Raw genomic sequence first — 13,466 nt, 5'->3', positions numbered from 1 at the left:
CCCCCGGTCCGGCCGGGCGGACGGGCCGGTCAGCCGGTCGGCCAGGTCGGTACGTGGGGACGGCTCCGGCCCTCGGTGGGCTGGACGTGGCCCTTGCTGATCTCGCCGCGCCAGGCGCCGGTCTCGCGGCCCTGCCCCTCGGTGAACTCCTTGAAGGACGTCAGAGCGGTGCGGACCGCACGGCGGGCGACGCCGAGTGCGGCCGCCGCCCGCCTCACGACTCCCCCGGGCCGCAGGTCGACGCGCAGGGTCACCCGGCAGTGGCCCGCGTCGAGTCCTTCGAAGGTCGCCGTGCCGGTGTGCCGGGGTTCGTCGCGGACCTCCCAACGGACCAGCCGGTCCGGGACCTGTTCCACGATCTCCGCGTCGTACTCGTACGTCCTCGGGCCGAACCGGATCACCCAGTGGGTCGTCGCCGCCTGGATCTGGTCGACGCGTCTGACGCCGTCCATGAAGCGGGGGAACGTCCTGAACTGCGTCCACTGGTTGTACGCCACATGGACCGGGACGTCGATGTCGATCGACTCTTCGGTGGTGCTCATCGACTCAGGACCCTGCCCGTCTCCTCGCCGTCACCGGTGGTCGCGTGGCGCGGCACCGGGCGCGACTCGTCCGCGCTCGCCCCACCAAGTATCCGGGAAGCACCGTCTCAAGCCCCTGGACGGCATGGCATACGGGTGACCGGGGCGCGCTCCGTCGTGCCGCTCCGGACCGCGGGCGGCAGACCGGCGTCGCCGCGGGGGGAGCCGAAGCTCTGGACTTGCTCAAAGGCCGCTTCGGGTCACCGGAACGCGGGGCATCCTGCGGGCAGTCGGTGCGCGGGCCCGGCGGAAGGGGGGACGTCATGCTGATCGTGTTCGTGGGGGTGGGCGGGTGCGTACTGGCGCTCGTCACGGTGGTCACCTGGATGGTGCGCCGGGCGTGGCGCCGCGCCTGGGACGATCTGGGCACGCGGGCGACCGCGCTCGGCTCGGGTGCCGGGACCGGCCCGCACGGCGGAACGTCGGCGCACGGCGCCGGCGGCTCCTTCGCCCACTCGTCCTGGTGGGAGACGGGCACGGGCGGAGGTTCGTCGAGCGGCTGCTCCAGCGGCGGTTCGTCGTCCTGCGGGAGCGGTTCCTCGTCCTGCGGCAGTTCCTCGTCGTGCGGTGGTTCCTCGTCGTGCGGCAGCAGTTCGTCGTCCTGCGGCAGTTCCTGCTGACCCGGGAGGCAGGCCACTCGCCGCACCGGGTGTCCTGCGGCCGGGACGAGCAGCCGTCGGCCGCGGCGGCGGCCGGTACCCGGGCGTTGTGGCTCGGGCGCTGCGGCTCGGGCGCTGTGGCTCGGGCGCTGTGGCTCGGGCGCTGTGGCTCGGGCGCTGTGGCTCGACGCCACCACCGGCGTCAGCGACGTGGTGATCCGGGCCCGGCGCGCACAGCCCTCACGCGCGGCCGCGCTCCGGTCCGGTGCCGGTGGTGGGCCGTGTGTGGGGTCCGCCGACGCACAGGCCCTCGTGACGGAGCTGTACGGCAGCGGCCCGTCCGCCGCGAACGAGCACCGGACTCGTGCCGGCACACGAAACCCCGGGGTCCGGCCCGGGCACCGTCCTCGTCAGAGGGTTTCGTCGTTCCATTGGTCGAGCAGGGTGGCGCCGAAGTCACTGGGTTCCGCCGCACCGCCGTGAAGGGACTGCTCCGTCCAGATGACCTTGCCCGCAGGGGTGTAGCGGGTGCCCCAGCGCTCGGCGTACTGGGCGACGAGGAACAGGCCGCGGCCGCCCTCGTCGGTGGTCTTGGCCCGGCGCAGACGTGGTGAGGTGCTGCTGCCGTCGGACACCTCGCAGATCAGGTTCCGGCCGCGCACCAGCCGCACGGTGATCGGGTCGCCGCCGTAGCGAACGGCGTTGGTGATGAGCTCGCTGAGGATCAGCTCGGTGGTGAAGCTGATGTCCTCCAGACCCCAGTCCGCCAGTTGCCGGGCGCAGGCGGCGCGGACCGGCGCCACCGCCGCGGGGTCGCGGGCCACGTCCCACTCGGCGAAGTCCGAGGGGGCGAGGCGACGCGTGCGGGCCACGAGCAACGCGATGTCGTCGCTCGGCCGGTCGGGCAGCATGGCCTCGATCACCGCCGTGCAGAGGGCCTCCGGGGTGCGGTCGGGCCCGGTCAGGGCGGCGCTCAGTGCCTCCAGGCCGGTGTCCGGGTCGCGGTAGCGGTCCCGGATCAGCCCGTCGGTGTAGAGCACCAGTTTCGAGCCCTCGGGCAGGGTCAGCTCCGCCGCCTCGAAGGGCAGGGCCGCGCCCAGGCCCAGCGGCGGGGAGACCGGCAGGCGGGGAAAGGTCACGTTCCCGTCCGGACGGACGACCGCGGGCCCCGGGTGGCCGGCGGTGGCGGCGGTCACCTGCCCGGAGACGGGATCGTAGACGGCGTACAGGCACGTGGCCCCGGTGATCTCCTGCCCGTCCTGCTCCGCGGCGGCGGCCTCGTGGGTGTCGATGTGGGCCACCAGCTCGTCCAGATGGCTCAGCAGCTCGTCGGGCGGCATGTCCAGGGTGGAGAAGTTGTACACGGCGGTGCGCAGCCGACCCATGGTGGCCGCGGCGTGCAGGCCGTAGCCGACGACGTCGCCGACGACCAGCGCCACACGGGCGCCGGACAGGGGGATGACGTCGAACCAGTCGCCCCCCACCCCCGCCCGGGCCGGCAGGTACCGGTAGGCCGCCTCCAGCGCGTTCTGCTCGGGCATGCCCCGGGGCAGGAGGCTGCGCTGCAGGGTGACGGCCATGGTGTGCTCGCGGGTGTAACGGCGGGCGTTGTCGATGGCGGTCGCCGCACGGGCGGTCAGCTCCTCGGCGAAGGTCTTGTCCTCCTCCTCGAACGGTGCGGAGGCGTCCGCCCGCCAGAAGTGGGCCACTCCCAGCAGTGCCTCCCGCGCCCGCATCGGCGCCACGACGAGGGAGTGGACTCCCCGTTCCAGCACCCGCCGCCCGCGCTCGGGGTCCTGTGCCCACCAGCCGTCGGACGTCCTCAGATCCGTCTCCAGGACCGCTCGGCAGTCGGCCGCCGCGGCGACGCCGGGGCCGCCGGGCGAGAACCGGATCAGCTCGCCGACGGGAGAGAGGCCGTAGTCACCCTCCCGGCCGTGGACGACGGTGCGCCGCAACTCGGTGCCCCCGCCGGGCGGCTCCTCGCCCCGCAGGACGGAATCCCACAGCTCCACGGTGACGACGTCGGCGAACCTCGGCACGGACACCTCCGCCAGTTCCTGAGCGGTACGCGTCACATCCAGCGTGGTGCCCATCCGTACCCCCGCCTCGTACAGCAGCTTCAGCCGCTCCCGTGCCACCTCCGCCCGCCCCGTCACCGTCGCCAGCTCCGTGGTGTCCCGAAGCGTCACCACGCTGCCCGCCCGGCCCCCGTACGGGGCCGTGGACCGTTTGTTCACCGCCAGCAGCCGGTCCCCGACCAGACGCACCGCGTCCGTGACCGGCTCGTCCGACGCCAGCAGCCGCGCCGTCTCCTCGTCCGGCCCCAGGTCCGCCACCCGGCGCCGCTCCGCGTTCGCCGGGAGGTCCAGCAGCCGTCGGGCCTCGTCATTGACCAGCAGCACCCGCCCTTCCGCCCCGGTGATCAGTACGCCCTCCCGCACGGCGTGCAACACCGCGTCGTGGTGTTCGTACATCCGGGTCATCTCCTCCGGGCCCATGCCGCGCGTCTGCCGCCACAGCCGGCCCGACACCAGTGCCGCCCCCGCGGTGGACAGCACGAGGGCGGCCGCGCCGGCGGCGAGGATGATCGGCAGTTGCCGGTCGACCATGTCGCCCACGTTCTCCACCGTGATCCCCGCGGACACCAGGCCGACCACGGAGCCGTCGGCACCGGTCACCGGGACCACGGCCTGCACGGCGTCTCCTTCGCCTGTGGGCAGCGCCGGTCCGCCGGCCCGCTCGACGACGGTGCGGCCTTCCAGCGCCGGTTCGATGGCGCCGACGAACTTCTTCCCGATCTCCTTCGGATCGGGGTAGGTGAGACGGACACCTTCGGTGTTCATGACCACGATGAAGTCCACGCCCGCCCTCTGCCGGGCCGCTTCGGCACGCGGCTGGAGGACGGCTGTCGGATTCCGGGCGTCCAGCGCCTCGGCCGTGCCCGGAGCGTTCGCGAAGGATTCGGCCGCCGTCACCGACACGCGCTCGGCTTCTCTCCCGCTGTCGCCGTCGGCCTGGACCACCAAGGCCACCACCGCGGCTCCGACCAGCAGCAACACGGTGACGACCTGGAGCAGGAACGCTTGCCCCGCCGTGGTGCGCGGGCTCAGCAGTGAACGCAGCCCCGGCTTCGGGCCGCGCCGCGAGCCGCCGGTTCCGAGTTGATCAAAGCGGTCTCGCGACCGTCGGTTCGGGCGGAATGACCGCTCTCCTTCCATGACCAATTTCTACCTCGCTTTGCAGGCCGGAAGCGACAGCCGGAAGTGACAGCCGGAGCCGAACCCGGACCGACACCGGACGGCCTTGCGTGCGCCCACGGCGTCCTGGAGAGCACAGCCGGGCTCGCGACGACGGCCGACGGGCCGGCCACAAGCGGACCGCGCGAGTGATGCGGAACACCGGCCCGGCAGGGATGCGGCCGCGGCGCAGGCCCCACGCCGCGGTCGCGGACACGGCCCGTGGGCAGGGCCCGTCCGCATGCCGCACGCGCACGGCACGGCACGGCACGGCACGGCACGGCACGGCACCCGGGAGGAACGCCCGGGACAGCGGTGCCGATGCCGTCGCCCGCAACCGCTCCACCCGCTGCTTCGAGCCTCAAGCGCACCGTCGCCGCGCCCCTCGTCGACACCACCCTCGCGTGGTACGGCACCTCGTCCGATCAGACACGGCCGGCCGCGGACCTGACGACAGGAACCGATGAGCGTCACTCACCGTAGTGCGAGCCGCGGCACCGGATCGTCCTCGAACAGCCCGACACCGACACGGCGAGGACCCGGACCACACGCCCCGGACGCTCTGGAGGCCGGGCGTCCCGGTCGGCCGACGGGCCTGCGATGCGGGGCGAACTCGTTCCGCGGCCCCGCTTCGGGCAGTTCGGCGGCGCTGCCGGGCCCGAGGCCGCGGGTGCCGGCCGGGCGCACGATCACGGCAGGTTGCTGCCAGTTCCCCGGCGTTCTTTTCGGACAGCCGTCCGGTTCCTGTCGATCCATGTCCGATTACGGCCAGGATCAGCGGTGGACCCGCCCCGGCCCGACAGGACGTTCCTACGCTCCGGTGGGAGGAACCGTCGGGAACGGTCCACGACTCGGAGAGGACGTGCATGTCCGCGCTGACTGCGAGGAGGCGGGGGCGATCGCTCATCACCCGGCTCGCCGTACGGGAGAAGGGTCTGGAGCGCCGCATCCTGCGAGGTCTCGAGCAGGTGGAGACGCGGCTGCAGGAGTGCGCACGCGAGGCCGACGATCCGCGCCTGGCGGCGGTCGTCGGTCATCTGATCACGGCCGGCGGCAAACGCCTGCGTCCCCTGCTCACGTTGCTCGGCGCCGAGTTCGGCGATCCCCGGGCACCGGGCGTCATCGAGGCGGCCGTGCTGTCCGAACTCGTCCACACGGCCTCGCTCCACCACGACGACGTCATGGACGAGGCCCTCACCCGCCACGGGGTGAGCAGCGTCAACGCCCGCTGGGGCAACACCGTCGCTGTCAGGTCGGGCAACTGGCTGCTCGCCAAGGCCGCCCAGATGTCGGCGGGACTGACCCCCGAGGCGGTACCGCTTCAGGCCGATGCCTCGGAGCGTCTCGTCCGGGGCCAGGTGCGGGAACTCGTCGGCCCGGCCTTCGACGAGAACCACATGTCCCACTACTTCGACGTGGTCTCCGACAAGTCGGCCTCCCTGATATCGCTGTCCCTGCGGCTCGGCGCCATCCAGGCGGGCGCGCCCGCCCGCGTCTGCGACGCGCTCGCGGTGTACGGCGAACACCTGGGCGTGGCCTTCCAGATCGCCGACGACCTGCTCGACGTCACCTCCTCGTCCGCGGACCTCGGCAAGGAACAGGGCAAGGACCTCGCCGTGGCGGTGGCCAGTCTCCCCGTCCTGCTCGTGCTCGACGGCGGACGGCCCGAGGACGAGGAGTTGCGCACCCTGCTGTCCGATCCCGCGGGGCTGAGCGGGGAGCGGCACCTGCGGGCGCTCACCCTGCTCCGGCGGTCCGAGGCGATGGACCGGGCCCGCGTGCTCATGGACGAACGACTCGCCAGGGCGCGGTCGGCGCTGGCCGACGCGCTGCCGTCCGGCGCACCGTACGAGGCACTCGACGCCCTCTGCGACTTCGTGGCCAACCGCACCGCCTAGCCGACGCCGGGGCCGCCGGGCCGCCGCGCGCCCGACCCGTGGCCGGCCCCCGCGGGACGGCCCGGCCACGTGGCCGGGCCGTCCCGCCTCGTCTCGCGGAAACCGCGGGTCAGGCGTCGATGAGCCGGTGGAAGAGGACGGTGTCGAAGATGTCCTCCATGACGGTGGCCTTGCCCTCGCGCAACGTCCACGAGTGGACGAACTTCAAACGCTTCGTGTGGCCCCGCACCGACGTCACGTGGCGCACGCCGAACACCACCACGCGGTCGCCGGCCTCCACGAACTCCTCCGGCTCGAGCCGCATGCCGTTCAGCACCGTCGGCACCCGGGACAGGAAGCTTCTGACACCGGCGTGCCCGTGCCGGGTGCCGCCCAGGTCGTACTTGGACATGCCCTCGGGGTGGACCCAGCGCACGTCCGGCGACAGGACGTCGAGGAGCGCGTCGGCATCCCGTCGGTGGAAGGCGCGGTAGGCGGCGCGGACGAGTTCGAGATTGGGTGAGCCGGACGAGTCGGGTCGTCCGGGCTCCCCCGCCTCGGGGAGCTGCGACTGCGGCTTTCTCCGGGACTCGGGCATCGACATCTCCTCAGCTGTGGGCGAACCGGCGGACGTGCTGGGGGAAGTGGGCTTCGAGGGTGCGGCGCAGGCCGTCCCTCCAGGACACCTCGCAGGGGCCGGTCAGTGCGCGGCGGCGCGTCGGGTCGAAGCTGTACGTCTCGCGGGTGACCTCGCTGGGCACCAGACGCGCCTCGACGCCCGTCAGTTCGGACATGTACTCGATGCAGTCGGTGATGCCGACCGGTTCGTCACCACCCCAGTTGACCAGCGTCGCGGGCGTCGCCGCGGCCCGCCAGAGATGAGGAACCTGCGCCACGATGTCATCGGTGTGCAGCAAGGAGCACCAGTTCTGTCCGTTCACCGGCACGGGAATCGCCTCGCCCGCCAGCATCCGCTTGAAGTACAGCATCGGGACGCCTCCGTAACCGCCGGGCCCGTAGGCGATGTTGAGCCGCGCGATCGTGGTGGGCAGGCCGAGCACCTGGCTGAAGGCGCGCACCGCGCCCTCCGTCGCGATCTTCCCGACGGGATAGGCGGGCAGCCAGTCGGCGACGCCGTCGACCGGGTCGTCCTCCGTGTACGGGTGGTCCAGGGTCTGCCGCGCGTACAGGGCGCCGGTGGACACGTACAGGAACGCCTCGGCGGTGCGGCAGTGTGCCATGAGGCGGCCGGTCGCCACCGCGTTGACCTCCGCGGCGGCGTTGAAGTCCGCGTCGGTGCCGCGGCGCACCGCGGAGTGGATGACGTGGGTGAAGTCCTCGGGCAGGCCCTTGAGGGTGTCCGGTGAGGCGTCCTCCATGTCCCAGTGCCAGGTGGTGAGGGACTTCTCGTTCAGTTCCCGCTCCACGCCCGGGGTGCCGAACCTGCCGAGGCACCAGACGTCGTTGTGTTCGGCCAGCGCTTCCGCCACCGGCCGGGCGACCTGCCCGGTACCGCCGGTGACCAGGATTTTCTTCCCCTTCAGCATGATCTCCCCGTTTCCGTCGTGGTGGTGTCGGCCGTGACGCCGGCGGACGCGCCGTGCGCCCGTTCGCGTGCGATGCGGTCGGCGTCGGCCAGGCGGTGATCGAGTTCGCGGCGCAGGATCGCCTGGAAGGACGCCACGTGCTGCGGACCCATCAGCGTGTAGTGCTCACCGGGCACCTCGATGTAGCGGTTGGGTCCGGTGGTGTGCTCGTCCCAGCGGCGCAGTTCGTTCTCGAGCCAGTCCGTCTTGGTCCCGCGCAGGGGGTCCGCGTAGAAGACACTCATGGACGGCACTGTTCCGGTCGGCCGGTAGGAGCGGCCCAGGTCGGTGATCGCGTTGGCGAGCGCCGCCCAGTTCGCGAATTTGTCGATGTCCAGGTCGAGTTCGGCGATCCGGTCGGGCGGCGCGAGCTCGACGAGCCGTTCGACCTGCTGTTCCTCCGGCAGGTCACGCAGCCGGCCGGGCAGTTCCGCGGCCTGTGTCCGGTCGATGAGGGACAGGAAGAACGCCAGGTTGACCGCCGTCTCGGCGAAGTCGAGCTCGGCCATGCGGTATTTGATGTTCGGTGGCAGGTTGATGCTGCCGACGAAGTCGACGCGCTCCCCCTGCTCGCGCAGCACCTTGGCCATCTCGAAGGCCACCGCGCCGCCGTAGGAGTAACCGGCGAGGGCGTACGGGCCGTGCGGCTGGCGTGCGCGCACGGCTTCCACATAGCTGTCGACCATTTCCTCGAAGGTCGCGAAGGGCTTCTCACCTTCGTTGAAGCCGCGGGCGCGCAGGGCGTGGAACGGCCGGTCGCCCACGAAGTACTTGGCGAGGTTGACGAAGACCAGGACCTCGCCGACCCCGGGATGGACGCAGAAGAGCGGGGTCTTGGTGCCGTTCGTCTGCATCGGCACGATCGGGTCGTACTCGGGGGCGCCGGACACCGCCCCCTGGGTGAGCCGCTGCGCGAGAGCGCGGACCGTGGGGGCCCGCAGAAGGGTGATGATCTCCAGGTCGGTGGCGCCGAGGCGCTCGGCGACCTTGCTGCGCAGGCGGAGGATGTCGAGCGAGGTGCCGCCGAGGTCGAAGAAGGCGGCACTGGCACTGAGCGAGCCGGGGTCGACGTCGAGTATCTCCGCGTAGATCTCGCACAGGGCCTGCTCGGTGGCGCCCTCGGGCGGGGTGTGGCCGCCCAGCATGCGGGTCGTCAGCTCGGCGGCGGCGTGCGCCTCGGCCTCGTACGCGCCCGACTCCAGGCGCTGACGCATCAGGGAGCGCTGGATCTTGCCGAGACTGGTCTTGGGGAATGCTTCCTTCGGCAGCGGCAGGACCAGGAAGGGCCGGAAACCCCAGTGCAGCACCACGCTGCTCCGTACGGCGGTGAGCACCTGGTGCAGCATCGCCTCGTCGTCGTCGGGGACGTCCGGGTGGAAGGCGATCACGAGCTGCTCGGTGTCGGCACCCGCCGAGCGGGTCGGGAAGGCCGCCACGTAGGCCCCGGCCACCCCGGGCAGTTGCTCGAGCGAGGCCTCGATCTCATGGCTGAAGTAGTTGACGCCGTTGACGATGACGCTGTCCTTGCTGCGGCCGACCAGGGAGAGCCGTCCGGCCTCGATCCGGCCCAGGTCGCCACTGCGGAACCAGCCGTCGGCGGTGAACGCCTCCTCGGTGGCACCGGGGTTGTTGTAGTAGCCGCTGGTGACCATGGGACCGGACAGCTGCAGTTCGCCGACGGCGCCCTCGGGCAGCTCACGGTCGTCGGCGTCCGCGACGCGCATCCTCAGGCCGTGGACCGGAGTGCCGAGGGAGGCGAACTCGCTTCCGCGGTCCACCTCGGGGAAGGCCTTGCGGGAGTAGACGCTGCCGGCGCAGGTCTCGGTCATTCCGAAGGCCGGCCACAGCGCGTCGCGCGCCAGGCCGTGCGGTGCGAAGTGGTCGAGGAAGCCCTCCCCCGTGGTGCGGACCACTGCCTCACCACCGCTGACGATGTGGCGCAGCCGGGTGAGGTCGAGCCGCTCGTCACCGGCCCGGAGCCGTTCCGCCGCGGCGTTGAGCTGTCCCAGGAGGAAGTTGGGGGTGAAGGTCATGGTCACGCCGTGGCGCGAGGAGATCCGCAGGAACTCCAGTGGCTCCTGGAGGATCACCGAGGGTTCCACGTGCAGTTGGCGACCGCCGGTGGACAGCGGGAGCAGGTGGCATTCGAGGAGGGCGGCCACATGGTCGAAGGAGACCCAGTTCAGGGTCGTGTCCGCGGCGGTGAGCCAGTGGTGGCCGTTCTTGGCGGTCATGGAGGCCAGCAGATTGGCGTGGCTGAGCATGACGGCCTTGGAGTTCCCGGTCGAGCCCGACGTCAGCACGAGGAGCGCGGTGTCCTCGGGTGCGGCCCGGTACGGCTCGGCCGGCTCCGCGGTGTACAGCCTCTCGAGCAGGCCGACGCGCAGGCCGTTCACCCGCGGCAGCTCGGCCGCCACGGACCCGCTCGTGACGATCAGGGGTCCCTCGAGGAGTGCGTCGACATGGGTGAGCTGAGCGGCCCAGCGCTCGGGATCGCCGCGCAACGGCGCCATGGGGCAGGGTATGAAGCCGCCCAGCACGGCGGCCCAGAACGCGGTGAGGAACTCCCTGGGCTGCTCGAGGACCAGGACGACCTTGTCCCGGGGGCGCAGGCCCTGGGCCCGCAGTCCACCGAGCGTGCGCCGGGCGTCGTCGAGAAGTTGGGGATGGCTCTGATCCTGGAACGCGGCGTCCGCGCCTCCGAGGCAGTATCGGATGCCGGAGTCGGGGTGGTTCCGCGCGGCCTGCAGAAGGAGGTCGGTGATGCTCTGCTGGGAAGTGTTCACGTTTGTCTCCATTGCCTGATGACACGTCGAATCCTGGCCCTGCGCACCGACGAGGCGAGAACCGGACGTGCCGCGATGTGGAATGTGTGAGACGGGACTCGTGGATACGCGACCGGCTAAGCAGTGGGAACAGGTGCCGACCGGACGGGACACGGCCCGCCCGGCGCGGATCGCGCGGAATCAATGGCCGGAGCCCAAAGACAGTTGCTACGGATCGGCCGGTCCACACCGGCCGACAACCCGTACTTCATTCATCCCCCCGGCGACTGTACTTGGCTCTACGGAATCAAGTGACCTGTAACAAAGCGGGTATTCACGGATCAGTTTTCTCCGCATCCACTTCCTGTGGACATTTTCCCGTGGTTCGTCCGTCAGGAAGGATTGCAGCGGCCGACGACGTCTGCGGCATCCACGCCGGAACATCGTCACGGCGGAAACCTAGGCGCAGGCCGCCCACACTGCAGGACGGTTGACCGCTAGCGGACAGTGACGCGACAACCAGTACATGTTACGTTGCAGTAATGACCTAAAAGAGGAACACGAGTTTCCGCTTCCGGGGATTGAGGGCAGTTTGCTGACAACGACCGCAAGGCGTTCAACTCCTCCATCACGCAGCACTATTACGCGCACGGGAATCGTGCCCCGTACAACATTCTCGAGGAGCCGCCCGGAGCGGCAGACGGCCGCGGTGGGACCGGGGAAGGCCAGATGGTTGCGGGGGTGCGTGCATCGCGGCGGCCGGGCCGGCGGCAGCGGGCCCGGCCGGAAGACGCCCCCTCGACCGCCCCTCCCCCAAGAACTACCCCTAATCTCCGGCGGGCACATGGCGCCGACTACGACACTTCGCCGCATTGCCGGAACGTCCGCATACATCCAGTATGCGGACAGCTCTTAGGGCTCGAGGTATCCGGGACTGATCCAGTAGACTGAAACCGATCACTCGAACCGCTGGCCGGCTCCGCGCGCCCATCGAATTCCTTTAAGCGTCAACCATAAAGACGCAGACACCGCGCGGAGCGATCCTGTTTGGTGACCAAGGGGGAGCTTTATGTCGAATGCAGCAATTGAAGAGGCGGAAGGCCCATCGGAGGAGTCGACGACCGTTCAGGTCGCGGCCGACCTTGAGCAGGCACTGCTTCAGGCCAGCGCGTTGATCGACTCCACGGTGCTGCTGCACCGACAGCGGTCCGAGTTACCGACACCCGTGGCGCGCACCGGCATCGCACCGCTCGGCGAGGCGCTCGAGTCACTCGTCGGACGGACCCGCCACACGTTGTGCGTCGCGATGACCGACACCGGGGAGTTCACCGACGCCGTCGTGCGGTCGCTGGACGCGGTCCCGGAGCGTGCGGCCGTGCGCATCCTCTGCACGGCCGAGACGACGAACTCGTCACTGTCACGGCTGGCCCAGCTCGCCGACACCCGACTCGAGCTGCGGGTGTCGGAGAACGAGCTGCGCGAGACCGTGGTGGTCGACGGTGCGACCGCCCTGGTGCGCGCGACCGAGGAGAAGGGCGGGCAGGCCGCCGTGGTGAACGACGCCGCCGCGGTGCGCGCCCTGGAGCTGCTGTTCGCCGGCGCCTGGTCGCGCGGCCGCAGGCTCGCCGATCACCTCAGGCTGAGCCCACGACTTCGCACCGAACTCGCCAGGAGGATCCTGGAACGGCTGCGGGCCGGCCACACCGACGAGACCGCGGCCCGCGAACTCAACGTCTCCCTGCGGACGTACCGGCGCTACGTCGCCGAGATCATGCGTGAACTCCACGCCAACTCCCGATTCCAAGCAGGCGTCCGAGCCGTGGAGTTCGGGCTGCTGTCGGAATAGGAGCGCCCTGTCGAGGGTTACAGAACCGCACGAGTGGAGCAGCCCGTCACGAGGACCTGTGCCCGACGGTACCCCGACAACAAAAGTCAAGGTGGTGGAATACGTCGTGTCCAACGGGGGCAACGACGACCTGGAGCACGCCCTGCTCCAGGTCCGGGCGCTCATCGAGTCGACGGTCGCCCTTCATCGGGATCGAAATCTTCAGGAAAGCCTGATCACCGGCCTCGAGAACGACTACGACATCGTTCTCAACACGGCCCAGCAGCTCATTCTGGACGCCACCCGCAGCATCGACCTCGTGCACGCGCGTCGGACGGGTACCGACGCGGTGTCCGGACGGACGGAGCGGGAACTGATCTACGGTGCGCGTGAAGGCGTGAGCGTACGACTGCTCACGAGCCCCGCCCTGCTCGACGAGGACTACGTACGCGAACAGCTCAGCAGGGAACGTCCGGTCGCCATTCGCATCGCGCGCATCCCACCGCTGCAGGCGATGATCGTGGACGGCGACACCGCGCTGGTGGTCGCCGATTCCGCGGTCGGTCGGCGGGCCTCGGTGATCCGGGTGCCGGAAGTCCTCACCACGTTGCAGATCCTCTTCGAGAACGTGTGGGTCCGCGCGGTGCCCGCCGGCGAGCGCATGGTCTTCGGGGACCGCTACCGGGCGGCGCTCGCCCGTCAGATACTCGGTGCGCTCCAGGCCGGCGTCACGGACGAGGTGGCCGCTCGTGAACTGACGGTCTCCGTCCGCACCTACCGGCGTCACGTCGCGGAGATCATGGCTCTGCTCGAAGCCAACTCCCGTTTCCAGGCGGGGGTTCGCGCCGCAGAACTGGGATTGCTGCCACCGGCGGCGGGACCGGGCGCCGAACGCGGCGGTCCGATGGCAATATCCTGAAAGCACCATTGCCGCCCGGTCGCACCGCGCAGTTGTATGAGGCGTCAGGATCGGGGCTGTGTCCGGATGACCGCC

The 13,466-nt window shown here is 70.7% G+C and carries 9 protein-coding genes; 4 read left to right on the top strand and 5 right to left on the bottom strand.

The features are described from left to right. Positions 1 to 29 precede the first annotated feature (29 nt). Positions 30 to 542 carry an SRPBCC family protein gene (locus KUM38_RS20960; protein ID WP_217130947.1) on the bottom strand — a complete coding sequence of 171 codons (513 nt, stop codon included), beginning with the start codon at positions 540 to 542 and terminating at the stop codon, positions 30 to 32. Positions 543 to 844: 302 nt separating this feature from the next. Here KUM38_RS20960 and KUM38_RS20955 point away from each other — a divergent pair, with 302 nt between their 5' ends. Further along, positions 845 to 1,201 carry a hypothetical protein gene (locus KUM38_RS20955; protein ID WP_217130946.1) on the top strand — a complete coding sequence of 119 codons (357 nt, stop codon included), beginning with the start codon at positions 845 to 847 and terminating at the stop codon, positions 1,199 to 1,201. A 389-nt stretch (positions 1,202 to 1,590) separates the two neighbouring features. On the opposite strand, the gene KUM38_RS20950 is transcribed toward KUM38_RS20955, so the two are convergent. After that, positions 1,591 to 4,401: a SpoIIE family protein phosphatase/ATP-binding protein gene (locus KUM38_RS20950; RefSeq protein ID WP_217130945.1), complete on the bottom strand. Its 2,811-nt coding sequence runs from the start codon at positions 4,399 to 4,401 to the stop codon at positions 1,591 to 1,593. A gap of 884 nt (positions 4,402 to 5,285) precedes the next feature. Here KUM38_RS20950 and KUM38_RS20945 point away from each other — a divergent pair. Next, positions 5,286 to 6,317 (top strand): polyprenyl synthetase family protein, encoded by a 1,032-nt coding sequence (locus KUM38_RS20945; RefSeq protein ID WP_217130944.1) that lies wholly within the window; start codon positions 5,286 to 5,288, stop codon positions 6,315 to 6,317. 109 nt (positions 6,318 to 6,426) lie between these two features. Here KUM38_RS20945 and KUM38_RS20940 read toward each other — a convergent pair whose 3' ends face one another. The 3 genes from KUM38_RS20940 to KUM38_RS20930 are packed head-to-tail and all read right to left on the bottom strand — an operon-like array spanning position 6,427 to position 10,680. Next, the gene (locus tag KUM38_RS20940) at positions 6,427 to 6,894 is read right to left on the bottom strand and encodes a nuclear transport factor 2 family protein (RefSeq protein ID WP_217130943.1); all 468 of its coding nucleotides are present in this window, start codon (positions 6,892 to 6,894) and stop codon (positions 6,427 to 6,429) included. 10 nt (positions 6,895 to 6,904) lie between these two features. After that, entirely contained in the window at positions 6,905 to 7,843 is a 939-nt protein-coding gene (locus tag KUM38_RS20935; RefSeq protein WP_217130942.1) for an NAD(P)-dependent oxidoreductase, read from the bottom strand. Further along, positions 7,837 to 10,680: a non-ribosomal peptide synthetase gene (locus KUM38_RS20930; protein WP_217130941.1), complete on the bottom strand. Its 2,844-nt coding sequence runs from the start codon at positions 10,678 to 10,680 to the stop codon at positions 7,837 to 7,839. Before KUM38_RS20930 ends, KUM38_RS20935 begins: the two co-directional genes overlap by 7 nt. 1,036 nt (positions 10,681 to 11,716) lie before the next feature. On the opposite strand from KUM38_RS20930, the gene KUM38_RS20925 reads away from it, so the two are divergent. After that, positions 11,717 to 12,493 (top strand): DNA-binding response regulator, encoded by a 777-nt coding sequence (locus KUM38_RS20925; RefSeq protein ID WP_217130940.1) that lies wholly within the window; start codon positions 11,717 to 11,719, stop codon positions 12,491 to 12,493. Between the two features lie 91 nt (positions 12,494 to 12,584). Further along, positions 12,585 to 13,391, top strand: coding sequence for a LuxR family transcriptional regulator (locus KUM38_RS20920; RefSeq protein WP_308409006.1), 807 nt, complete (start codon positions 12,585 to 12,587; stop codon positions 13,389 to 13,391). The last annotated feature ends 75 nt before the right edge of the window (positions 13,392 to 13,466 follow it).

The organism is Streptomyces sp. AC558_RSS880 (assembly GCF_019049255.1).
Taxonomy (GTDB): domain Bacteria; phylum Actinomycetota; class Actinomycetes; order Streptomycetales; family Streptomycetaceae; genus Streptomyces.
Note: the sequence above shows the minus strand (reverse complement) of the source record. Positions and strands in the feature narration are given on the sequence as shown.